The following is a 24,723-nucleotide window of genomic DNA, read 5'->3' as shown; positions in this document are numbered from 1 at the left end:
GGACCCCATGAGCCTCACCGCACCCGCGACGCCGACCGCGAACGGCACGCCCGCACCGCCCGACGCGGCCACCGTCGAACTGCGCGGCCTGCGCCGGTCCTTCGGCACCACCACCGCCCTCGACGGACTCGACCTGACCGTGCGCCCCGGCGAACTCCTCGCCCTGCTCGGCCCGTCGGGCTGCGGCAAGACCACCGCCCTGCGCATGCTGGCCGGCTTCGAACACCCCGACTCGGGCGAGATCCTCGTCGACGGCGAGGACGTCACCGCGGTCCCCGCCCACCGCCGCGACGCCGGCATGGTCTTCCAGTCCTACAGCCTCTTCCCGCACCTGAACGCCCTCGACAACATCGCCTTCGGACTGCGGATGCGCCGGGTCCGGACCGCCGAGCGGCGCTCCCGTGCCGCGGAACTGCTCGAACTCGTAGGCCTCGCCGACAAGGGCGACCGCTACCCCCACCAGCTCTCCGGCGGTCAGCAGCAGCGCGTCGCCCTGGCCCGTGCCCTCGCCCTGCGACCGCGGGTCCTGCTCCTGGACGAGCCGCTGTCCGCCCTCGACGCCAAGGTGCGCCTGACCCTGCGCGAGGAGATCCGCCGCCTCCAGCAGGAGCTCGGCATCACCACCCTGTTCATCACCCACGACCAGGAGGAGGCGCTCTCCATGGCCGACCGCGTGGCGGTCATGCGCGCCGGCCGTCTGGAGCAATGCGCCGCCCCGGCCGAGCTCTACGCCCGCCCCGCCACGGCCTTCGTCGCGGAGTTCGTGGGCACCATGAGCCGCATCCCGGGCCGGCTGCGGGCCTCCGACGCGACCGTCTCGGTCCTGGGCCGGCACCTCGCCGTCGACGGCGCCCCGCCGAGCACCGGGGGCGGAGCCGATGTAGACGTCCTCGTCCGGCCGGAGTCGCTCGGCGTCGCAGCCGCCGAGGACGGGGAGGGCCGGGTCCTCGGCACCTCCTTCCTGGGCGCCGCCGTGCGCGTGACCGTCGCCCTGGCCGACGGCACCCGGGTCAAGGCCGACGTCCCCGCCCACGACGCGGGGCGGCTGGCTGTGGGTGCGCCCGTCCGTCTGTCCCTGCCGGACCGCCCGGTCCTGGTCGCTCCGCGCGCGAGCTGACGCCGGGGCCGCGGCGGGGCCGCGCGGACGGCACGGGGTCACGGCCGCCGTGCCGCCCGCGATCGCGTCCGTGCCCGCGCGTGTCCCCGCGGATGCCCGGCGCCGCGGCGACCGGCGGGCGGAACGACGCCGTCGGCGGCCGCCGGCCGTCCCGCGCCCTGCCCGTCCCGCGCGGGTACCGACCCACCACCGCCCCGATCCGCCCGTACCGCCGGCCGTCCGGCCCCCTTCCCACCCTCCCGCACCGGAAAGAGACACCGTTCGTGACGTCCACGCACACGCCCGCCCCGCCGACGCTGCAAGCCGTCCTCTTCGACATGGACGGCACCCTCGTCGACACCGAACAGCTCTGGTGGGACACCGTGGCCGAGGCGGCCGAGCGGCTCGGGTACGTCCTTGCCGAGGCCGACCGGCCCGACGTGCTCGGCCGGCCCGTGGCGCACACCGCCGGCGTCCTCGCCGCCCGGAGCGGCGCACCCGCCGCCGGGATCGCCGCCGCACTGCACCGGGCCTTCGCCGAGCGGGTCCGCACCCGGGTCGTACCCCTGCCCGGCGCGCTGGCCCTGCTCGGCGCGCTGCGTGACGAGGGCGTCCCCACCGCGCTCGTCACCGCCTCCCCGCGGGAGGTCGCGGAGACCGTCGTGGCCGCCCTCGCGGAGGCCGGTCACGGCGGTTTCACGGTCACCGTCACGGCCGACGACACCGCCCTCACCAAGCCCCACCCCGACCCCTACCTCGCGGCCTGCCGCGCCCTGCGGGTCCTGCCCGCCGCCTGCGTGGCCGTCGAGGACACCCCCACCGGCGTCGCCTCCGCAGAAGCCGCCGGTTGCCAGGTCCTCGCCGTACCGTCCGCCGTCCGGATCGACCCGGCCCCGGGCCGTACGGTGCTGGGCACCCTGGAGGAAGCCACCCCCGACCGGCTGCGGGCACTGGTCGCCGACGCACCGGCGCCGCGGTTCCTCGTCCCCGGGCTCACGACCCGCCGCGCCCGCGCCGGGCGGCCCTTCACCGCCCGCGTCTCGGGTCTCGTCCGCGGCGCGGCCCGTCCCGTGACGTTCGTCGCCGCCGACCGCCCCGACTGGCTCACGGTCCATGCCGACGGCACCCTGAGCGGCACCCCCTCGCCGCTGGCGGGCCCGGACACTGCCGTCGCCGTCGCCACGGTCACCGCGGTCGACGCGCACGGCGCCACCGCCCACCTCACCGTCCGCATCCCCGTGGTGGCCGCGGACGCGCCCGCGCTCGACCGGGTCCGGGTGATGAGCTGGAACCTGTGGCTCGGCGGCGCTCCCGTCGACGACCACCGCGACAAGCAACTGGCCGTGCTCCTCGCCGCCGACGTGGACGTCGTCGGCCTCCAGGAGACCGCCGTGCACGCCGCGCCCGAACTCGCCGACACACTCGGCTGGTTCCACCACAGCGCCGGGGAGAACCTCGCGATCCTCAGCCGCCATCCCGTCGTGGAGACCCTCGGCGACCCCGGCGTCGGCTTCTACGGGGCTGCGGGCGCCCTGATCCGCCTCGATGAGCACCCTGACGGCGCCCCGCACGAGCTGGTGCTGTGGACCGCCCACCTCAACCACACGCCGTACGGTCCCTACGACGCCTGCTTCGACGGCCTCGGCGCACCCGAACTGTTCTACCGCGAAAGGGAATCGGGACGGGTCCGCGAGATCGGGGAGATCCTGGCCCGGATGGCGCCGGACCTGGCCGCGGCCGACCGTACCCCGGTCCTGCTCGTCGGTGACTTCAACGCCCCCTCCCACCTGGACTGGACGGCCGGGGCGGCCCCGCTGCACGGCGGGCACGGCCCCGTGGACTGGCCGGTCGCCCGCGCCGTGGAACGCGCCGGGCTGCGCGACTCCTACCGGGAGGCCCATCCTGACCCGGTGGCGGCCCCCGGAACCACCTGGTCCCCCGTCCACCCGCGGCACGAGGACGGCAGCGGCCGCCCGGAACCCCAGGACCGCATCGACTTCGTGCTCCACGCCGGCGACCGCCTCACCGTCCTGGACTCCACCACCCTGGCCACGGGACGCATCGCCCCCTGGCCCGACGTCGCGGCCAACGACTGGCCCTCCGACCACGCGGCGGTGGTCACCACCTTCCGCTTCGACCCGCCGGCGTGCAGGCCGTCCGGCCGATCGTCATGACCCGTCGGTGACCGACCGGAGCGAATGTCCGCCGCGGCGATGGGTCCGCGGGCGCCCGCGGGTCTATCCATGGACGGAGAACGCCGACTCACCTGGAGCACGTCATGGGACTCATCCACATCGAGCTGTTCGCGACCCTCGACCTCGTCGGGCAGGCGCCCGGCGGCCCCGACGAGGACCCGGTGGGGTTCCCGTTCGGCGGCTGGCAGGCGCCGCTGCTGGACGAGGTCTCCGGGGAGCAGGTCGCGGCCGCGTACGAGGGCACGGACGCCCTCCTGCTCGGCCGGCGGACCTACGACATCTTCGCCGCCTACTGGCCCCACCAGCAGGGCGGCGAGGACGAAGGGATCGCCACCCTCTTCAACGGCGTCCCGAAGTACGTGGCCTCGCGCGGCAGGCCCGACCTGTCCTGGGCCGGGTCCACGCAGCTCGGCCCGGACCTCGCCGCCGCCGTGCGCGAGATCCGCGACCGGCACGAGCACGTGAAGGTCGTCGGCAGCCTGAACCTCGTGCAGACCCTGCTGCGCGAGAAGCTCTTCGACCGTCTCGACCTCTGGGTGCACCCGATCGTGCTCGGCGTCGGGAAGAAGGTGTTCGACGGGGGCGAGGTGCCCACCAGCCTCACGCTCCTCGAACCCCCGGCCGCCGGCTCGAAGGGCACCGTGTTCCTGCGCTACGGGCTCGCCGACGGCGTTCCCGCGACGGGGGACATGAGCGCACCCGGCCGGGGGACCGGCAGCGACGGCTGACGCGCTTTTTTGTCCGCAGGGCAGAAGCCTTGCCCGGATCGGCACCGCGGGGGGTAGCCTCCGCGAAGGGGGCCGCCCTCCGGAAGAACTCTTCCGAAAAGCGCGTGTGCGCAGCGTGCTGCACTCGGAAGCCACCGGCATTCGCGGACCGCGCGGACCACGCACCTGCCGTCGTCCGCGCACCGCGCACTCCTGGAAGGACACACGTGAAGGACTCGAAGGACAGGCTGGAAGCACTGCGGGCCGAAATCGAGCGCCGCAACCCCGCGCAGCCCGAGTTCCACCAGGCGGTACGGGAGGTCCTCGAGACCCTGGCTCCCGTCTTCACCGCCCGGCCCGAGTACGCCGACCCGGCCGCGGCCCTGGTCGAGCGGCTCACCGAGCCGGAGCGGCAGATCGTCTTCCGTGTCCCGTGGCAGGACGACCGGGGCCGGGTCCACGTCAACCGCGGCTACCGCGTCGAGTTCAACAGCGCCCTCGGCCCGTACAAGGGCGGCCTGCGCTTCCACCCGTCGGTGGACATCGGCGTGGTGAAGTTCCTCGGCTTCGAGCAGATCTTCAAGAACGCCCTGACCGGCCTCGGGATCGGCGGCGGCAAGGGCGGCAGCGACTTCGACCCGCGCGGCCGGTCGGACGCCGAGGTCATGCGCTTCTGCCAGTCCTTCATGACCGAGCTGCACCGGCACATCGGCGAGCACACCGACGTACCCGCGGGGGACATCGGCGTCGGCGGCCGCGAGATCGGCTACCTCTTCGGCCAGTACCGGCGCATCACCAACCGCTGGGAGGCCGGCATCCTGACCGGCAAGGGCCAGGGCTGGGGCGGCTCCGCGATCCGGCCGCAGGCGACCGGCTACGGCAGCGTGCTGTTCGCCGCCGAGATGCTGAAGGTCCGGGGCGAGTCGCTGGACGGGCTGACGGCGGTGGTCTCCGGCTCCGGCAACGTCGCGCAGTACACGATCGAGAAGCTCCAGCAGCTCGGCGCCAACCCGCTGACCTGCTCCGACTCCCAGGGCTATGTCGTCGACGAGAAGGGCATCGACCTGGCCCTGCTCCAGCAGGTCAAGGAGGTCGAGCGCGGACGCGTGCGGCAGTACGCGGAACGGCGCGGGGCCTCGGCGCGGTTCGTGCCCGGCAGGCGGGTCTGGGAGGTGCCGGCGGACATCGCCTTCCCCTCCGCCACGCAGAACGAACTGGACGCGCAGGACGCCCGTACGCTCGTCGCGGCTGGGGTCAAGGCGGTCTCCGAAGGCGCCAACATGCCGACCACGCCCGAGGCCGTACGGATCCTGCAGCAGGCCGGGGTCGCCTTCGGGCCCGGCAAGGCCGCCAACGCGGGCGGGGTTGCGGTCAGCGCGCTGGAGATGAGCCAGAACGCCGGCCGGGTGGCCTGGGGCGCGCAGCGGGTGGAGGAAGAACTCGCCGCCATCATGCGGTCGATCCACGCCGTCGCTTACGAGACCGCAGAGCGGTACGGCGCCCCGGGCGACTACGTCACCGGCGCGAACATCGCCGGCTTCGAGCGGGTCGCGGACGCGATGCTGGCCCAGGGCGTCATCTGACCCGACGGCCGCGCCGCGCCGGAGCCCCCGGCGCAGCGGTCCGGGGCCCGGCTCCCGGACCGCTGCGGACCCGCGGGGCGCCGACGGCGCCTGTCGGCGGCCTGCCTCGCAGTGATGGTGGTCCACGGGCACCGCACCGTCCGGTGGCCCGAAGCGAAGTTCGTCCGCCGCTCGGGCGGAGCCGTCGCGCAGCCGCGCCCGGCGCTCCACGGCCGCGCTGCCGTCGCAACTGCCTGGTCCCTCCCTAGGTCCCCGGCACCGGGACCCGGCCCTCGCCGTGGAGATCGGGAACCGGGGTGTTCCTGATCCGCCCCGACGGCCATGTCGGGTGGGCCGGGGTCTTGGCCGAAGGGCTCGCCTCCTACGCGGCCGGCATCGCACGCCGGGCCGCCGGCACCGTCACCGAAGAACGTGCATATGGCACGCAGGAGTTCGTCAGAACGCGTGTGCGGGGTGGAGGAGGTGTGGAGGGCGTATTCAGAAACCTTGTTGAACAAGTCCTTACCCCCGGTTCGCCCTTGATTTGCTCCTGTCAATCGGAACAGGGTTCTTCAGAACGTTTGACGCCCCACACGTCAACACGAGGAGAACCTTCTACATGGCAACTCACAAGCGGTCCAAAGCTGTTCGCAACACGGCCATAGCAGCGGGTGCCGCAACAGCGGTCGCCGCGGCCCTGTTTGCGAGCCCCCTCGCAGGGGCGGCCACTCCGGCCGAAGGGACTGTGCACGGCCTCGGCGCCCCGGGCTCCGTGGACGGCAGCTTCGTCGTCATCCTCGACGCATCCGCGAACAAGGAGGACTTGGCGAAGAAGTACGGCGGCAAGCTGGAGCGCTCCTACGGCTCCAAGGTCAACGGCTTCTCCGCGTCCGGTCTGACGGAGACGGAGGCCAAGCGGCTCGCCGCCGACCCCGCTGTCGGCACGGTCGTGCAGAACAAGCGCTTCACCATCAACGAGACCCAGGAGAAGCCCCCGTCCTGGGGCTTGGACCGGATCGACCAGGCCGCCGCGGCCGGCGACCAGAAGTACACCTACCCCGACGGCGGCGGAGAGGGGGTCACGGCCTACGTCATCGACACCGGGGTCCGCATCACGCACAAGGACTTCGGCGGCCGGGCCACCAGTGGTTTCGACGCGATCGACAACGACGAGAGCGCCGACGACGGCAACGGGCACGGAACGCACGTGGCCGGAACCATCGCCGGCACCGCGCACGGCGTCGCCAAGAAGGCCAGGATCGTCGCCGTGCGGGTGCTGGACGACAACGGCTCCGGCACCACCGAGCAGGTCGTGGCGGGCATCGACTGGGTGACGCAGAACCACTCCGGTCCGTCGGTCGCCAACATGAGCCTCGGCGGCGGCGTCGACCAGGCGCTGGACGCGGCGGTCAAGCGGGCGATCGACGCCGGCGTGAGCTTCGCCGTGGCGGCCGGCAACGAGTCGGCCGACGCGGGCCAGGGCTCCCCCTCCCGGGTGCCCGAAGCCCTCACCGTCGCGTCCAGCACCGAGGACGACCAGCAGTCGGACTTCTCGAACTTCGGCTCGGTCGTGGACCTCTACGCGCCGGGCTCGGAGATCACGTCGGCCTGGAACGACAGTGACACCGGGGTCAAGACGATCTCCGGAACCTCGATGGCCTCCCCGCACGTGGCGGGCGCCGCCGCCCTGTACCTGGCGGCCCACCCGTCCGCGACGCCGGCCGACACGGCCGCCGCGCTGACCGGGGCCGCGACGAAGGGAGCCATCAAGAACCCGTCCTCCGGCACCGCGAACAAGCTGCTGAAGGTTGCGCCGTAACGTTTCGGCAGACCTGTGGGAGCGGCCCTCCGCACAGCGGGGGGCCGCTCTTCGGCGTGCCGGGCTCCGACGGCCGGGCGCCCCCGGGAGGTGCCCGGTAGCGTGGACGTCATGCCCAGCGGCGACCCCGGTGACGCCGAGCCCCGCGAGGCGCCGGGGCCCCGGGCCGCGAGCGACCCGCCGGGGCGCCGACGGCGCGGCCCCCTCGGTACCGGGCCGGCCGTGGGACTCACCCTGGCCGTCCTTGTCGCGGCCAACCTGGCCGTGCACTACCGGAGCGGCCTCCCCGGCCTGGTGACGGCCGTCGTGGCGAGCGCCCTGCTGCTCGGCGTGCTCCGCGGTGCCGGTGGTACCCGGGCGGACGCGGGTCTGGGCGCCGGCACGTTCGGCCGCGGCGCCCGGTGGGCACTGGCCCTGATCGGCCTGGTCGCGGTCGTCTACCTGGCCGGAGCCCTGCTGCCGGCCACCAGGACCCTCTTCGAGGACCGGCGCTACGACGGGATGGGCGCGGGCGAGCTCGCCGTGCGCGTCCTGGTGCTGGTCCCCGTCGGGACCGTCCTGCTGGAAGAGGTCGCCTTCCGCGGCGTGCTCTACGGCCTGGTGTGCCGCACCCACGGGGCGCTGCGGGCGACGGCCGTGTCGAGCCTGCTGTTCGGCCTGTGGCACGTCCTGCCGTCACTGCACCTGGCGACCGCGAAACCCGCCCTGACCGAGGTCTTCGGCGACTCCGCGGCCGGCGCCGCCCTGGCGGTCGCCGGGGCCGTGCTGTTCACCGCGGCGGCGGGAGTCCTGTTCTGCGAACTGCGCCGCCGCAGCGGCAGTCTGCTGGCCCCCATGGGCCTGCACTGGGCGGTCAACGCGTTCGGCTACGTGGCCACCTTCCTGCTGCCCTGACCGGGCGGCGGCCGGGCTCACTCCTGGACCGGCCGGACGATGCCCCGCAGCTTCTCCAAGTCCTGCGCCGTGAACCCCTCCGGCCGCATCACGGCGTTCCAGCCGTCGACGTAGGCGGCCTTGTACGTGTGACCGTGCCCGTCCGGCACCCCCGTCGAGAACGGCAGGTCGGCGGTGACCTGCCAGAAGGTCACGAAGGGCATCCAGACCATCTCCTCCAGCACGTCACCGCCGGGTGCCTCACCGATCCAGTCGGGTTCGGACAGGGCCAGGGCGGGACTCCACCAGACGATCGGGTCGGAAGGGTGCATCAGGTAGAGCACCCGCGTGCCGTCCCAGGCGCGGTCCGCGGGAGGGATCCCGGTGAGGGGATCGTCGGTGAACCGGACCGTGCGCCCCTCCTTGTAGCCGGGCTCGATCTCGGGAGTGCCCGCGTCGCGGTGGTCGCTGAACTCGCGGAAGAGCGTGTTGAAGTTGGGCGGACCGGCGAACAGGGTGCCGGCGGTGCGGTTGCGCAGGTCGTACTCCCCGCTGAAGGCCGCCTCGCCGCCGAACGACCCCAGGCTCTCACCCGCCACGAACAGCCGCGGCCGCTCGTCCTGGGGCAGCTTGGACCACACGTCGTACACCGCGTCGAAGAGCTCGCGGCCGGCCTCGCGCGCCTTGGACTGGTCGACGAGGTACGAGAGCCACGACGGCAGGTACGAGTACTGCATCGCCACGGTGGCGGAGTCGCCGTTGCCGAGGTACTCGAAGGAGTCCACGGCGGCGGGATCGACCCAGCCGCTTCCCGTGGTGGTCATCACGAGCAGGTTCTCCCGCTCGAAGCCGCCCGCCCGCCGGAGGTCCGCGACGGCCCGCTCCGCCCGGGTCTCCGCGTCCTCGGCGGTCGACAGGCCGGCGTAGGCGCGGATCGGCTCCTGCGCGGTACGGCGGGTGAACGCGCCGATCTCCCCGGCCGTCGGGCCGCTGCCGGTGAAGGCCCGGCCCTGCCGGCCCAGCGAGTCCCATGGCACGAGGGATCCGGGCCCGCCCGAGCGGAGGACGGACGTCGGCCGGTGCACCCCTTCGGGCGTCTGCGTGTCGCGTACGCCGAACGCCTCGTTCGCCGCGTTCACGAAGCCGCCCAGCAACACCCCGCTGACCAGGGACCACGCCACACCGGCCACCAGGACCCAGCCGACCACCCGTGCCGCCCGCGGCCCGATCCAGCGCCCGAGCAGCCGCGCCGCCCAGTGGTACAGCCGCCGGAGGCCGCGGCCCGCCATCAGCAGCAGGTAGAAGACGAGCAGCGCGACGAACGGGGAGGCGACGGTGGCGAGTGCGCTGTAGTCGGTGACCCCCATGAGCTGCCGGATCCGGTGCTGCCAGTACTGCCCCAGCCCGAACGCCAGGCCGAACAGCACGACCGCGCAGCCCAGCATGACGAGCCAGGACCGGCGCGAAGGGCTGCGGGCGTCCCGGTCGGCGAAGGCGCGCCACACGAAGGCGGCGACCAGACCGAGCCCGTAGCCGATGGCCGCGCTGATGCCGCAGATCAGTCCCTGGAGCACGCCGCCCCGGGGGAGCAGTGACGGGGTGAAGGACAGGCAGGCGAGGACGAGTGCGCCCCAGCACCCCGGCAGTGTGACGCGCAACCGGCGACGGTGCTTCCCGGACGCGCGGGCCCGTTCGGCCTGTTCGGGCCGCTCGACCTGCTCGGCTGGTTCGTCTGCCTCGGACACCGGCGGATCAATGGTCATCGCTGTCCTCCGGAGTCATGGTCCCGCGATGCGGCCGTACCCGGGTGGGCCGCGGGTCCCCGCGCACCGGCCCGGTGCGCGGACGTCCGGTCAGCCGTCCCCGTCCCTCCACCCGGCTCCGGTGAGGCGGCGGAACGCGGTGACGGCGGCCTCCACGGTGGGGAAGAAGTGACCGGGGTCGATGGTGTGGGTGAGCCCGAACCGCTCGATCTTCCGCCGCACCGGATCCTTCAGCTCGGCGAACACCAGGTGCACGCCCTTCGCGTTGAGTTCCTCGTCGAGGTCCTCCAGGACGTCGGCCGCGGTGGTGTCCACGTCGGTCATCGGCTCGGCCGCGATCACGATCCAGGTCGGCGGCGGATCCGCGGCGGCCAGTCGCCTGATCTCGTCGCGGAAGGTCTTGGCGTTGGCGAAGAAGAGCGGAGCGTCGAACCGGTAGATGACCAGGCCCGGCAGCTGCCGGGCCCGCGGGTAGGAGCGGACGTCGTGATAGCCCTCGACGTCCGGTGCCCGGCCGAGCACGGTGCGGTACGGCCACCACGCCCGCCGGAAGACGTTGAGGACGGACAGCGCCACGGCGATGGCGATCCCGGGCAGCACGCCGAGCAGGGCCACGCCGGCGAAGGCCGCGCAGCACAGCAGGAACTCCGTACGGCTCTGCCGCCACAGCCGCACGGCTCCGGGGACGTCGGCCAGGGACAGCGAGGCAGTGATGACGACGGCGGCGAGCGCCGGCTGGGGGAGGTCGCGGAACAGTCCCGGAACCAGCACGAGCATGAGGACGATCAGCGCCGCCCCGACCACCCCGGTGAGCTGGGTCCTGGCTCCCGCGCGCTCCGCGACCGCCGTGCGGGATCCGCTCGTGCTGACGGGGAAGCCCTGGAAGAGGCCGGCCGCCAGGTTGGCCACGCCGACGCCGGTCATCTCCTGGTTGCCGTGGACCTCCTGGCCCGTACGGGCCGCGAAGGCGGACGCGTTGGAGATCGTGTCGGCCAGCGACACCAGGGCGATGCCCAGCGCGCCGCCCAGCAGCAGCGGCAGGTCGGAGAGCCGCACGTCGGGGACCGTGAAGGGCGGCAAGCCCTCGGGCAGTTGCCCGACCAGTGAGACACCGCGGTCGCCCAGGCCGAGGACGACGGCCGCGGTGATGGCCAGGACCACCATCACGAGGACCGCCGGAACCTTCGGCAGGAAGCGCTGCAGCACGAGCACGACGACGATCCCGCCGATGCCGACCGCGGCGGCTGCCGGCACCGCCGCCCCGTCGGCGAGGCCCCGCACGAAGCCGGTGAACTCGCCGATCAGGCTGTCCGCCTCGACCTTGAAGCCGAACAGCTTGGGCAACTGGCCGATCAGAATGGTCAGCGCCAGACCGTTCATGTAGCCGATCATCGTCGGCTTGGAGATCAGGTCGGCGATGAAGCCCAGCTTGGCCACCGAGGCCAGGATCATGATCGCCGCGACCATCAGCGCGAGCACCGACGCCAGCGCCACGGCCCGGTCGGGATCCCCGTCGGCGGCCACCAGCGGCAGGACGGTGGCCGCGATCATCGGGCCCAGCGCGGAGTCCGGGCCCAGCACCAGGATCCGGGACGGCCCGCACACCGCGTAGCCGAGCAGGCAGAGCACCGTCGTGTACAGGCCGGTGATGGCCGGCAGGCCGGCCAGCTCGGCGTACGCCATGCCCTGCGGTACCAGCAGGGTGGTCAGCACGACCCCCGCCACCAGGTCCTTGACCAGCCACTCCCGCCGGTAGGTCGAGACCGCCCGGATCCCCGGCACGGCCGCCTCCAGCCGGGGGAGGAGCCTGCGGTTCCCGTGGCGGGCCGGCGCGGGCCGCCCGCCCATCAGCGGCCTCGGGACCGGCGGGCCACGAGCTTGCCCAGCTCCCACAGGATCAGGAGCGCGAGGGCGGCCAGCAACGCCCATCCGAACTGCCGGGCATCGATCTCCGTCGTCCCCAGGAGCCGGCGGAAGCCGTCCATCTGGGTGACCAGCACCGCCAGCACGAACTGGGCCAGCGCCACCCGGTTCATCTGCCTGCTGTCGAAGGTCGACGGGGTCAGCACCGACTCCGTCTCGCTGCGGCACTCGAACGCGGCCACGATCAGACAGAGCGCGAAGGCGGTGAACGCGATGGACTGGCCGGTCGCCACACCGTCGAAGAGGGACGCGCCGAGCGTGATGAGCCCGAGCAGGACCATGGTGATCGCCAGCCCGCCCAGTCCCACCGTGATCAGCACGGGCCGGGTGAGCACCGACTCCCCGCGCGGACGCGGCCGGCGTTCCATCAGCCCGGGGCTCTCCCGGTCGAAGCCCAGCGCGAAGCCGAAGGACGCGTTGACAACGAAGTGGATCCACAGCACCTGCGGCGGGGTGAAGGGCTCCCCGGCGGCGATGTTGAACACCGTGGCCCCGAGGAAGGTCAGTACGAAGGTGACCAGCAGGAGCAGGACGAACCGGATGTACTTGGTGAGGTTGTCGTAGATCCTCCGGCCCTGCTCCACGGCGTAGACGATCGTCGCGAAGTTGTCGTCGGAAAGGATCATGCGTCCGGCGTTCTTCGCGACGTCCGTGCCGCTGCCCATCGCGATGCCGATGTCCGCGGCCTTGATGGCGGGTGCGTCGTTCACGCCATCTCCCGTCATCGCGACGACGTCGCCCCTCTTCTTGAGGGTGTCGGCGAGCAGGACCTTGTGCTCCGGCGCGACCCGCCCCACCACACCGATGCCGTCGATCCGGGCGACCTGCTCCTCCTCGCTCAGGGCGGCGAAGTCGGCGCCCAGGATCGCCTCGCCCGGGATGCCGAGCTGCCGGGCGATCGCCGCACCGGTGGTGACGTCGTCACCCGTCACCATGCGGACCCGGATGTGGCCCGCCCGGGCCGCGGCCACGGCGGCCCTGGCCTCCTCGCGCGGCGGGTCGACCATCCCGACGAGGCTGGTCATCCGCAGGTCCGTGACGTACGAGAGGAGATCGCCCTCCGGGTCGAAGGCGGCCGGATCCATGTCCCGGGTCGCCGCGGCCATCACCCGGCGTCCCTCGCCGCCCATCCGCTCGGTCTGCTCCCCGGCGCGCGCCGCCAGCTCGCCGTCCCACGGGACGGTCCTGCCCGCCGCGAGCGCGGTGGCGGCCCGTGCCACCACCGCCGGGACCGCGCCCTTGACGAAGCAGCGCACGACCCGTCGGCCGGACTCGTCGCGCGCCTCGTTGAAGGTGGCCATCAGCTTGTAGCCGGGGTCGAAGGGCAGCGTGGCGAGCCGCGGCAGGCCCGCCCGGGTGGCGTCGACGTCCAGCCCGGCCTTGTGCGCGAGCACCACCAGCGCGCCCTCGGTGGGATCGCCCACCACCGCGCCGTCCACCAGCTTCGCGTCGCTGGCCACCACGTACGGAAGGATCGCGTCCTCGACGCCGGCGGAGGAGCCCGCCGCGTGGTGGACCCGCCCCTCCAGCCCGTACCCCGTGCCCGAGACCGTGTACCGGGCGGTGGGACTCAGCACCTCGACGGCGGTCATCTGGTTCATCGTCAGGGTGCCGGTCTTGTCCGAGTTGATCGCCGATGTGAACGCCAGGGTCTCCACCGACGGCAGCTCCTTGACGATGGCGTTGCGCTTCGCCAGGTTGAGGCTGCCGACGGACAGGATCGCCTGCGTCACCGTCGGCAGGGCCTCGGGGATGGCGGCGATGGCCAGCGAGACCGCGCTGACGAACAGCACGTCCCAGGCCTGGTCGCGCTGCCGCCCCAGGGCGAACATCACGATCATGGTCAGGCCCGCGGCGGCCGTGATCCACAGTGTCAGGGTGTCGAGCTCCTTGGTGAGCGGCGGCACCTCCTTCTCGGTGACCGCCAGCATCCCGGAGATCTTCCCGAGTTCCGTTCCGGCGCCGGTCGCGGTGACGACGAGCACGCCGCTGCCGTGGGTGACCGGCGTGTTCATGAACGCCATGTTCGTCCGGTCGCCGGGCGCCGGCAGGGCACCGGCCAGCCTGCCGGAGTCCTTGGCCGCGGGCACGCTCTCGCCGGTGAGCGCCGACTCGTCGATCTGCAGGGCACTGGCCTCGATGATCCGCCCGTCCGCCCCCACCTGGTCCCCGGCGGCGATGAGCACCACGTCGCCGGGGACGAGCTGCTCCGCGGGGATCTCGGCCTCCGTCCCGTCCCTGCGCACCCGCGACGTCGCCTTCATCATCGACTGCAGCGCGTTCATCGCGCTCTCGGCCTTGCCCTCCTGGCGCAGGCCCACCACCGCGTTCAGCAGGGTCAGCATGATCAGCAGGATCGCGGTGGTCCACTCCCGGATGAGCAGCGAGACGGCCGCCGCGGCCAGCAGGACGATCTGCATGTAGCTGCGGTACTGGGCGAGGAACCGGCGCCAGGCAGGGGTTGGTTCCTCCGCGGGCAGCGCGTTCGGCCCGTGCGCGGTCAGGAGTTCCGCGGCCCGGGCCGCGGACAGGCCGACCGCCGGGTCGACGCCGAACGCGGCCGCGACCTCCCCCGCAGGGCGCACGTACCAGTCGTCCCCCGGAGTCCGGGGCCCCTCTCCCGCAGGTTCCGCCCGCACCGTCATCGTCCTGCCTCCGGGTTCAGCCGCGCTTCTTCTTCCCGTGCCGCCGGGAGGCGGCGTGCGGATCGGCCGGCGCTCCGGCGGGGGCCTCCCGTTCCAGCTCCCGCCGGGTGACGAGCAGGGCCTTGCGCGCCTCTTCCCCCACGTCGGGGTACTGGGGGTCGATGTCCATCAGGGTGTGCGCGAGGACCGCCGCCGAGCAGATCCGGGCGAACCACTTCCGGTCCGCGGGGACGACGTACCACGGCGCCCATTTCGTGCTCGTGGCCGACAGCATCGCGGAGAAGGCGCGCTGGTAGTCGTCCCACCGGGCCCGCTCGCGGACGTCGGCCGCGGAGAACTTCCAGTTCTTCTCCGGCCGGTCGATGCGCTGCAGGAAACGGGCGCGCTGCTCCTCCCAGGACAGGTTGAGGAAGATCTTCACCACCTTGAACCCGTTGTCCGTGAGGTAGCGCTCCCACCGGTTGATCTCCCGGTAGCGCCGGTCCCACACATCCGGCCCGCACGCCTCCGGCGGCAGCTTCTGCCGGACGAGGTTCTCGGGGTGGACCCGTACGACGAGGACCTCCTCGTAGTGCGAGCGGTTGAAGATGGCGATCTCGCCGCGCGCCGGCAGCCGACGGGCGTACCGCCACAGGTAGTCGTGGTCGAGCTCCTCGGCGGAGGGGACCTTGAAGCTGCTGACCCGCACGCCCTGGGGATTGACACCGCTCATGACGTGACGGATCGTCCCGTCCTTGCCCCCGGCGTCGATGGCCTGGAGGCACAGCAGCACGCCGTACGTGTCCTGGGCGGCCAGCCGGTCCTGGTACTCGGCCAGCAACGACACCCCGGTACGCAGCAGCTCGGCGCCGTCCCGCTTCTTCAGGCCGGCCTTGTAGCGGGGATCGAAGTCCCGGTCGAGGCGCACCTCAGACCCCGGCTCCACCCGCAACGGCTCGATGAATTCCGCGATGCGCTCGGCTCTCTCGTCCGACATCACCCATCAGCCCTTCGCTGGACCCGGGACCGTCACCGCGCCGGGCGCCTCGTGCTCATTGTCTGCTCGCCGGGCCAAGATCGCCCGTCCCGCCGGGACCGGGCACGTCCGCCCCATCGCCGTCCGGCCCGTCGGCCGCCCGCGAGCCCGCCGTGTGGACCGTGTCGAGCGCCTGCCGCTCGGTGAAATGCAGCCACGACCCCACGGCCGCCGCCGCCACGATCAGTACCGCGATGGGCAGCAGGACCGGCAGGAGCGAATCCCGGCGGCGGCGCGGGCGGGACGGTTCCGGGGGTGCGCCATGGTCACTCCGGCGAGGTGGGAAGGGCTACGGGCTCGTTCGGCTCGACGCCCGCCGCCGTACGATCCTCGTCGACCGCGCCGCACCCGGGCGGGGGTGTCGGCGCGGGCCCGGGCCGCTGATCGGCCCCGCGTGCGTTCGTCCGGTCAGGCCGGTAGCGTCGAGGACGAGCGTTCCGCCCAACCGCTGCGGCCCGGCCCGGCAGGTCCGCCGCCGATGTCGGCAGAGGAACGAAGCCCATGCCACAGCACAGCATCCACGCGGTGACCGCCGCGGCCGCACTGGTCTGCCTGACCGCGGCCGGCCCCAGCCCCGGCGCCCCGGCGCCCGGCGCCCCCACACCGGGCGCCTCCACCCCCGCCGCGCCCGCCGCCCGCTTCGTGCCCGGACCCTGCCCGGAGCCGCCCGAGCCCATCGAGGCGCTGGACGGCGCACGCTGCGGCCGTCTCGAAGTCCCCGAGAACCGTTCGCGCCCCGGCGGGCGGACCATCAAGCTGTCCGTCGCGGTCATCCCTGCCCTCGACCCCGCGAAGCCCGCACGGGAACCGGTGGTGTTCATGGCGGGCGGCCCCGGTGCCGACACCTTCGACGACATCCCCTTCCTCGTCGACTCCGGCCTGAACAAGGACCGCGAGCTGATCATCATGGCCCAGCGAGGCAACCTCTACGACGAGCCGAACCTCGCCTGCCCGGAGATCGACCGGTTCAACGAGCGGGCCGTGGGCCTCGGCTACGACTCGGACGAGGCAGAACAGCTCATGCTGAAGGCGGTCAAGGACTGCCGCGGCCGCCTGACGGCCGCGGGCGTGGACCTGAACGCCTACAACACCACCGAGAACGCGGCCGACTTCGCCGACCTGCGCAAGGCGCTGAACGTCCGGCAGTGGAACGTCTACGGGTACTCCTACGGCAGCAACCTCGCCCTCACGTACCTGCGCCTGCACCCCGAGGGCATCCGCGCCTTCGCGATCGACTCGATCACGCCGCCCCAGCACGTGACCCTGCCGTGGACCTGGGCCAGCACGGCCGAGGGGATCGACAACATCATCGAGGCGTGCGCGGCGCAGCCCGCCTGCAAGAACCGCTACCCGGACTTCCGCCGGACGCTGACGGAACAGGTGCGCAGGCTGGAGGCCCGGCCCCTGACCCTGGACGTCGCGCCGCCCGGCGGGGGCGAGCCGGTCAAGGTCGTCCTCGACGGCGGCGCGCTGCTGAACCTGATCGTCGCCTTCACCCCCCGGCCCGAGGACCTTCCGGCGGCGCTCGACGAGCTCAGCCGGGGGAACCCGGAGCGCTTCGCGAAAGCCCGCGCGGCCGGATCGGTGCAGAAGACCGGCGAGTTCGCGCACGGCCTGACCCAGTCGGTGGTGTGCAGCGAGTGGGCACCGGGACACACGCAGACCGACGTGCTGAACGCCGGGCGCAAGGTCTACCCGGGGTGGCCGGACACCGTCCTCGCCGAGGTGCCGCAACTCCCCTTCCAGTACCCGGCGTGCGGGATCTGGAACGTCCAGGACCGCGCGGCCGCCCAGCGGCTGCCGACCGTCAGCCCGGTCCCGGCGCTCGTCATCTCCGGCACGTTCGACGTGAAGACCGGGGCGAGCTGGGCGAAGGACGTGGCCCGCAACCTGTCCCGCTCGACCTCCGTGCTGGTCCCCGGCATCGGCCACTGGGTGGTCCCGCAGTCGCCGTGCGCGCAGAGCGTACTGGCCTCGTTCTTCGCTCGCCCGACCGCGCCCGACACCGGCTGCGTGGACGACGTCGAGCCCAAACCGTTCACGATCATCCCCGACTGACCGGGAGGGCAGATGACCTTCGCCCGTGCGCCCCGCCGTCACCACCGCGCAGGAAGACTCCTGGCCCCGTCATCAGCCGGCCTGACGGCCGCCCTCCTCGTCGCCGGGCTGCTCTCGGCGCCCGCCCGCGCGCAGACCCGCACCGCCACCGACCCCACCCCGGGAGCACCGATCGGCACGGTCGCCAGGACCGCGGGCGACGCCACCTACACACCCGGTCCGTGCCCGAGGACACCGGAACCGATCGAGGCACTCGACGGGGCCCGCTGCGGAACGCTCACCGTGCCCGAGAACCGCGGGAAGCCGGGCGGACGCACGATCGAACTCGGCGTCGCGATCGTGCCCGCGGCCACCGGTACGCCCAAGGCCGACCCCATCGTCTGGCTCGCCGGCGGACCCGGGGACGACGCGGTGGGGGAGGCGCAGATGGCGATCGACGGAGGCCTGAACCGTGACCGCGACGTCATCTTCATGTCCCAGCGCGGCACCTACTCGGCCCGGCCGAACGTCCTCTGCCCCAACATCGACGAGTTCAACGCCCGTGCCGTCGGGCTCGTCCAGGACGACCCCGCCACCGAGCGCCTGCACGTCGAAGCCACCAAGGCCTGCCGCGACAAGCTCGCGGCCGAGGGGATCGACCTCAGTGCCTACAACGACATCCAGAGCGCCGCCGACTACGAGGACCTGCGCAAGGCACTGGGCATCCCCAAGTGGAACCTCTACGGCATCTCCTACGGCACCCACCTGGCCCTGGCCTACATGCGCCTGCACCCCGAAGGGCTCCGCTCGGTGGGTCTCGACGGCATCCTGCCGCCGTCCAGGGCCGGCTCGGCGGCGACCTGGAGCAGCGCCCGGCAGGGCTTCGACGGCCTCTTCAAGGCCTGCGCGGCACAGCCCGCCTGCAACAAGCGCTACCCGAACCTCTCGGCCACCTTCGACGAACTCGTCCGCCGGCTGGAGGCCGAGCCGGTCACCACCACCGTGACCCTCCCCGGCAGCGACAAGCCCGTGAAGGTCGTGCTCGACGGCGGAGCCCTGGTGAACTGGATGACCTCGGCCACCCACGTGGCACCCCAGGTGCCCGCCGCCCTCGACGAGCTGGCGCACGGCAAGCCCCAGCGCATCGCCCAGCAGTGGGCGGGGGGCAAGCTCAGCCCGCAGGCCATGGGCAGGGTCGCGCACGGCCTCGTCTACGGCGTCTTCTGCAGCGAGTGGACCCCGTACGAGAGTGAGCAGGCGGCGCTCCGGGGCGGACAGGCGACGTTCCCGTCCTTCCCCCGCCCGGTGCAGGCGCAGGCCCCGCAGCTCACCTTCCTGCACCCGGACTGTGACGTGTGGAACGTCCCCCCGGCCCCGCCCTCCATCAGGGACGCCACGCGCGGCGACATCCCCACCCTCGCCCTGTCGGGCGGCTTCGACTCCCAGACCGGCGCGGACAACGGCCCGTACGTCGCCCGTACGCTGACCGATGCCAAGGTCGTCACGGTCCCGTACGAGCCGCACGTGGTGTTCGCGACGTCGAAGTGCGCCCAGGACATCACCGCCTCCTTCTTCGACGACCCGGACGCACCGGACACCGCGTGCCTGAAGACCCTGAAGGCCCCCGAGTTCGAGATCACTCCCTCACCGGCCCCCGCATCGCCGTCCTGAACGCCGTCCTGACCGGCGCCCGGGTGTGACGCCCGGGCGCCGGCAGCTTCCGCTCAGCCGTGACCGCCTCCGTTGCGGACCGGCACGACCGGACGCCACGGTGCGAAGGCAGTCGCCCCCCGCGGCAGGATCCCCGCCAGCTCGGGGCAGTGCCGCAGGACGACGCTGGTCATGCCGTTGCGTTCAATCCAGTCCATGCCGAGGGGCGTGTAGACCTCCGGCCGGAAGTCGACCGTGAGGAAGCGGTCGCTCTGCAGGCGCCTGCTGGCCATCAGGATGAACACGCGGAAGGCGGTGTCGCTGAAGCCGAAGCCCGCGGGCGGATTCTCGGCGAACAGCCCCACCATCGTGTCGACGTCGTCCACCGAGCGGTAGACGTCGCGCAGCCGGGCGACCGTCCCCGGATCGGCGGACAGGTCCTCGAACCGCCGGATCCGCGGCTTGTGCAGCCCCGCCCGGAAGTCGTTGTAGCGCGGGACGCCGCGGCGCCGGGTGCGCACCAGGTCGACCACGGAGAGGTCGATCACCTCGCCGTCCCGCTCGAACGCCTGCAGAGTGCGGGGGAAGTTGTGCAGGGTGATCGCTCCAGGGTGTGCGATGCCCAGTGAGTACAGGGTGTTCACCAGCCCCGTCTTGCGGATGAGCGGTTCCGTGGCGGCGCCCTGGAGGGCGGTGAAGTCCAGGCTGTCGAGCCGCCGCCCGAACCGGTGGTCGACGAGTTCGTAGTCGTCCGGCATCAGCGGGTGCATCCGGTAGACGGTGACGAACTCTTCCGTGAGGGAGTACGGGGCTCCGTGGTGGTCGGGCAGGCTCTTCGGGATGCCCTGCCGGCCGTTCGCCTCCAGCAGCCAGACGCCCAGCTGGTCGAGCCATTTCTTCGGCGGCCCCTGCCAGTTGGTCCTCATGCCGACGTCGAGCGTCTCGGTGGCGAGGATCGCCGGCGTCCACTCGACCGTGTGGATCTTCGCGATCAGGGCGGACACGACGAGACGGGCCGTGTGGTAGATCCGGTCCTCGTCCATGCGGGGATACTCGTGCCGCAGGGCTTCGCACACCGTGTTGTGCTCCCGGGCGAACAGGGTGTGCATCGCGCTGAGGCCCAGCCACCAGTTGTCGGTGAACCCGGTGAGCGGGAAGCCGTTCGAGCCGCCCGGCAGATGCCCGTCCTCCAGCCGCAGACCGGCGCCGCCGTCGGGCTCGCGCAGCGACGTCGCGGCGGACCGGTCACCGCCGTACACCTCCGAGCCGTCCCACCAGTGGGACACGTCGCTCGCGAACACGATTGGAGGCCGGCCGTCGCCGGGCGTCGGCACCGGCTCGTCCTCGCCGAAGCGCATCACCGCCTCCCGCGGGCCGCCCGGCGTGTTCCGCCAGGTCTCGCCGGGCGGCATCGGAACCTCGACGCTCCGGGTGGAGACCGGGTACCTCCTGTGCTTGACCCAGTCGTGCACCTGGAACTGGATCCACGCGGCGGCGAGGATGTTCAGCGACGTCGCGGGGATGAACTCCTCACGCCGCAGCAGTTCCCGGCTCACGGTGACCGGATTGGGCGAGTCGAACCGGTCCGGGCGGTAGACGGGCGGCATGGTGCGGCCGAACGTGGCTCCGACAGCGCCCATCCGCGGCGCCGACAGGTCGTTGTACGAGCCGTCGTAACTGCGTCTGACCAGCAGTTCCTCGTCGGGCGGTGCCGGCACCGGGCCGGCCTCGGGCGGAGCCTCCCGGGGCTCGGTGTCGATGAGGTTGTGCCGCCGCAGCGTCTGCCGGAAAGCCATCAGGTTGAGCAGGCCGAGCGGCGTGGGCAGCCGGTGCCACGGGACGAACCGGTTGACCGCGCGGAAACCGGCCCGCAGCGGAGCCCCGAGCAGGGTGTTGCGCCGCGGCTCGACCGTCACGAAGCGCCGGCCCAGACGGTGGGCGCTGGAGGCCTCGTAGGCGGCCTTGCGGGCCCGGTTGAGGTTGCCCAGGGGGCGGAAGCCCTCCGAGGTGTGCCACGGGTTGAACGCCAGCAGATCGACCCGCGCGGCGCTCGCCCGGGCCTCGGCGGTGTCGACGTCCTGGCGCGGGACGGTCAGCGTCGCCACCGGCACGACGGGCGCGACAGCCTCGTGCCACTCGGCCGCGCCGTCCTCGATCGGCGTGCGCCGGGCGTCCACGTACCGCTGCACGCACAGCTCGAGCACGACGTCCCCCCGGCGCAGCCGCTGGGCCAGCTCGCGCCGCAGATGATCCGGGTCGGTGCCCGACGCCGCCGGGGCCGGCGGGGCGCCCGCGGCGGGCCGCAGCTGGTAGCGCACCGGCCCGCGGTCGCCCCACAGGATCGCGCCCCGGCTCCAGTACGTCTCCAGGGCCAGGCTGTGCACCGTGCGCCGGGTTCCCGCGACGACGTTGCGCCGCATCCGGGTGGCCGCGGGCCGGCCGACCATCAGCGGGAGCGCGACGAACAGGGCGAACCCCTTCCGCAGCCGTGAGTCGGCACCGGCCATGGCCTTGGCGAAGGCGACGAACTCGCCCGCGTCGCGGGCGTGGGAGACCGGGAAGCTCGTCATCAGCAGATCGTGGACCACGCCCGGGCCCACCTCGACGCGCAGCGCCGCCCCGCGCAGATCGGGTGCGAAGTCGGGCTGGCGGACCCCGCTCGCGTTGGAGAGCCGGACCGTGACCGGGTACTCGGCTCCGGGCACGGCGAAGCCGGCCCGCAGAGCCTCCGGAAGGTCCTCGTGGAACCGCAGCCGGGCGTTCTCCACACCGAGGACCGCCTTGGCGTGGAAGGTCCGATCGACCGCCGCCGCGCCGCTGCGCTTCTTCACCTTCAGCTGCACCCGCATCAGCTCGCGCGCCAGCCGTTCGAAGAGCAGCCGCTCTGCCTCCGGGCTGCCACCGGCGTAACGCTCGTACTGTTCGACCTCGTCCATTCGAGCCTCTTCCCGGAGGGGGTTCTCGTGCACTCCTCCCGACGCTGCACCAGCCCCGGGCCGCTGTCGTGCGGAGCGGAGCAGACAGGCGAACGCCCAGGTGAAAGGCGGGTTGGGGGCACCACGGTGCAACTGCGCCCGCCCACCTGTCCGGCGCAGCGCCCCGGAATCTTCTGCGTCGGAGCATCGCCCCAGGAAGCCGGTTCCGCGGTGGCGGTCCGCTCCGCCCGGTTGGAGTCGTGACCGGACCCGTTGTTGTTGCGGCACGAGGAGCGTGTGCGCCTTCTGGAAGGCGTCGGCAGACCCACGGCAACAGGAACGGTGAGGGACATGCTCCCATCCAACGAAACCCCGGAAGAGCAGGAACAGCAGACCGCGGCAGCGCGGCGGTACCGAGAGGCGTCCGCGGAACGGAAGGAGATCGAGAAGCAGCTGGCGGCGGGGGTGCGCTACCCGGACACCCCGGAGCGGATCGCCTCCCGGGCCAACCGGCTGCTCGAACGGGGCGGGGTGCCTCCGACGGCGGCCGTGGGCAGCGTCCGCGCGGAGGCGCTGGACGTGCCCGAGACCCTGGAGCGGGTCATCGGTCTGACCAAGGACCTCCAGCCGTGGAGCTTCCTGCCCCGGGGTGCCCGCGCGGCCGCCACCGTCGCCCGTATCTCGATCCTCCGCAACGGCCTCGAACGGCCCCACGGAACCGGCTTCCTGGTCTCCCCCCGGCTGCTGCTCACCAACCACCACGTGCTGCCGGACGTGGCGACGGCACGGCGCTGCTTCCTGGAGTTCAACGCCCAGGTCACCATCGACAACGCCTCCGACGCGGCGATCCGGTTCGCGTTCGAACCCGACACGTTCTTCACGGCGGACAGCCATCTCGACTACGCGCTGGTGGCGGTCGCTCCCGCCTCCGACGGCAGCCTCGCCGGCGAGCGGTTCGGATGGAACCAGCTGAGCATCCAGCAGGGCAAGCTGGTCCAGAACGAACCGGTCAACGTCATCGGCCACCCGATGGGCCGGCTCAAGGAGATCGCGCTCCGCGACAACGCCCTCGTGCAGCGGCTGGACGACTTCCTCCACTACCGGACCGACACCGAGCCCGGCAATTCCGGCTCGCCGGTCTACAACGACCAGTGGGAGGTGGTGGCGCTGCACCACATGGGCGTGCCGAACACGGACGCCCAGGGCCGCATCCTGCGCAAGGACGGCCAGCTCTGGCGCAGGGGCATCGACGGCGACGACACCATCGACTACGTCTCGAACGAGGGCGCCCGCACCAGCTCGATCCTCAAGCACCTCGCCACGTTGCCGCTGGACCCCGGGCGGCGGGCGCTGCTGGCGGAGATGGGTCCCGAGTCCGGGCTCCGACAGGATGTCGCCGCCGGCCCGGTGGAGACACCGGTCGCCCCGGTCGTGCCGGCCGGCCCCGTCCCCACCGCGGTTCCCGTCACACCGGCGGTTCCGGTCGCGCCCGCCGTGGCCCCCGCAGCCGCTCCCGCTTCCGCCCCGAAGGAGGCGGCGACGGTTCCCGCGCCCAGCGGTACCCGCGGCCTGAAGGGCGCGCCGAACGCACTGTGGGGCAAGGGCAAGCGGCACCTGGTGTTCCTGCACGGCCGGAGCCAGCAGGGCAAGGACCCCGTACTGCTCCGCCGCGGCTGGGCGGGGGGACTCAACCACGGCCTCACCCGCGCCGGGCTCCGTACCGTCGACCCGGAGCACATCTGGTTCCCGTTCTACGGCGACCGGATCGTCGAAGTCCTCGGGCAGCACGAGGCGCTTTCCGCCTCCTACGCCGACGCGCCCGCCGCGGCGGCGCTCGAGGCCTTCGCCGCCCGGTCGCCGGAGGGGACCTACGAGCAGCTCGTCATGGAGGCGGCGGTCCAGGCCGGCATGCCGCCCAACGGACAGGACGCCGCCGAGAACATCGGCAGCGCCCTCATCGGATCCCTCCAGGGCGCCCTGAGCTGGCTGTCGGCCAAGACCGACGTGGACGCGCTGGCCATCGCGACGATCTTCCGCGACGTGGACGCCTACCTCGGTGACCCGAAGGTCCGCAAGGAAGTCCTGGACCGCGTGTGCGAAGAGATCCCGCACGAGGGCGAACTGGTCCTGGTGACCCACAGCCTCGGCACGGTGGTCGGCATGGACCTCGTCGCCAACCGTCTCCTCCCCGGCATGAAGGTCACCCTCCTCGTCACCGCGGGCAGCCCCCTGGGGATGAACGCGGTCACCAGCAGGCTCACCCCGCCGGGGACGAACCGCCCCGAGACGGTCACCGAGTGGGTCAACACCTGGTGCCCCACCGATGCGGTGGCCATCGGCTGTCCGCTGGAGCGCGTCTGGGGCAAGCTGACCGAGGAACACGCGGTCGTGAACGCGAGCGACCGGGCCCACAGCATCGAGGAATACCTCGCCCACCCCGAAGTCGCCAAGGTGATCGACCGGTTCCTCACGAAGCCCGCCGACTGACCTTCAGCGGACGGGGGGCGGGGGTGGGTGTGGAGG

14 protein-coding genes are annotated in these 24,723 nt (G+C 72.8%); 9 read left to right on the top strand and 5 right to left on the bottom strand.

Features of this window, described 5'->3' with window-relative positions:
* Positions 1-7 precede the first annotated feature (7 nt).
* The 6 genes from IH80_RS0119530 (at position 8) to IH80_RS0119500 (ending at position 8,273) form a co-directional block, all read left to right on the top strand.
* A complete protein-coding gene (locus IH80_RS0119530; RefSeq protein ID WP_051809570.1) occupies positions 8-1,117 on the top strand; it encodes an ABC transporter ATP-binding protein in 1,110 nt (369 codons plus the stop codon).
* Positions 1,118-1,380: 263 nt separating this feature from the next.
* The gene (locus IH80_RS0119520) at positions 1,381-3,270 is read left to right on the top strand and encodes an HAD-IA family hydrolase (RefSeq protein ID WP_234432294.1); all 1,890 of its coding nucleotides are present in this window, start codon (positions 1,381-1,383) and stop codon (positions 3,268-3,270) included.
* A gap of 104 nt (positions 3,271-3,374) precedes the next feature.
* Positions 3,375-4,019 carry a dihydrofolate reductase family protein gene (locus IH80_RS0119515; protein WP_030962042.1) on the top strand — a complete coding sequence of 215 codons (645 nt, stop codon included), beginning with the start codon at positions 3,375-3,377 and terminating at the stop codon, positions 4,017-4,019.
* A 206-nt stretch (positions 4,020-4,225) separates the two neighbouring features.
* Positions 4,226-5,581 (top strand): NADP-specific glutamate dehydrogenase, encoded by a 1,356-nt coding sequence (gdhA, locus tag IH80_RS0119510; protein WP_030962041.1) that lies wholly within the window; start codon positions 4,226-4,228, stop codon positions 5,579-5,581.
* A 598-nt stretch (positions 5,582-6,179) separates the two neighbouring features.
* Positions 6,180-7,379 carry a S8 family peptidase gene (locus IH80_RS0119505; protein WP_030962040.1) on the top strand — a complete coding sequence of 400 codons (1,200 nt, stop codon included), beginning with the start codon at positions 6,180-6,182 and terminating at the stop codon, positions 7,377-7,379.
* Between the two features lie 111 nt (positions 7,380-7,490).
* Entirely contained in the window at positions 7,491-8,273 is a 783-nt protein-coding gene (locus IH80_RS0119500; protein ID WP_078906633.1) for a CPBP family intramembrane glutamic endopeptidase, read from the top strand.
* Between the two features lie 17 nt (positions 8,274-8,290).
* On the opposite strand, the gene IH80_RS0119495 is transcribed toward IH80_RS0119500, so the two are convergent.
* The 4 genes from IH80_RS0119495 to IH80_RS0119480 form a co-directional block, all read right to left on the bottom strand.
* Positions 8,291-10,015: an alpha/beta hydrolase gene (locus IH80_RS0119495; protein ID WP_030962038.1), complete on the bottom strand. Its 1,725-nt coding sequence runs from the start codon at positions 10,013-10,015 to the stop codon at positions 8,291-8,293.
* Between the two features lie 90 nt (positions 10,016-10,105).
* Entirely contained in the window at positions 10,106-11,863 is a 1,758-nt protein-coding gene (locus IH80_RS0119490; RefSeq protein WP_051809569.1) for a SulP family inorganic anion transporter, read from the bottom strand.
* Positions 11,863-14,583 carry a cation-translocating P-type ATPase gene (locus IH80_RS0119485; protein WP_030962035.1) on the bottom strand — a complete coding sequence of 907 codons (2,721 nt, stop codon included), beginning with the start codon at positions 14,581-14,583 and terminating at the stop codon, positions 11,863-11,865. The genes IH80_RS0119490 and IH80_RS0119485 overlap by 1 nt, the downstream gene beginning before the upstream one ends.
* Before the next feature lie 16 nt (positions 14,584-14,599).
* Positions 14,600-15,559: a polyphosphate kinase 2 family protein gene (locus tag IH80_RS0119480; RefSeq protein ID WP_030962034.1), complete on the bottom strand. Its 960-nt coding sequence runs from the start codon at positions 15,557-15,559 to the stop codon at positions 14,600-14,602.
* Between the two features lie 540 nt (positions 15,560-16,099).
* Here IH80_RS0119480 and IH80_RS0119470 point away from each other — a divergent pair.
* Positions 16,100-17,656, top strand: a complete 1,557-nt coding sequence (locus tag IH80_RS0119470; RefSeq protein WP_030962033.1) for an alpha/beta fold hydrolase — start codon at positions 16,100-16,102, stop codon at positions 17,654-17,656.
* Between the two features lie 12 nt (positions 17,657-17,668).
* Entirely contained in the window at positions 17,669-19,306 is a 1,638-nt protein-coding gene (locus tag IH80_RS0119465) for an alpha/beta fold hydrolase (RefSeq protein ID WP_051809568.1), read from the top strand.
* 53 nt (positions 19,307-19,359) lie between these two features.
* Here the strand turns inward: IH80_RS0119465 and IH80_RS0119460 are convergent, their stop codons facing one another.
* Positions 19,360-22,221, bottom strand: coding sequence for a peroxidase family protein (locus IH80_RS0119460; protein ID WP_030962030.1), 2,862 nt, complete (start codon positions 22,219-22,221; stop codon positions 19,360-19,362).
* A gap of 330 nt (positions 22,222-22,551) precedes the next feature.
* Here IH80_RS0119460 and IH80_RS0119455 point away from each other — a divergent pair, with 330 nt between their 5' ends.
* Positions 22,552-24,687: a trypsin-like serine peptidase gene (locus IH80_RS0119455; RefSeq protein ID WP_030962028.1), complete on the top strand. Its 2,136-nt coding sequence runs from the start codon at positions 22,552-22,554 to the stop codon at positions 24,685-24,687.
* Positions 24,688-24,723: the final 36 nt, after the last annotated feature.

Source organism: Streptomyces sp. NRRL S-378 (genome assembly GCF_000720645.1).
In the GTDB taxonomy this organism is placed as follows: domain Bacteria; phylum Actinomycetota; class Actinomycetes; order Streptomycetales; family Streptomycetaceae; genus Streptomyces.
Note: the sequence above shows the minus strand (reverse complement) of the source record. Positions and strands in the feature narration are given on the sequence as shown.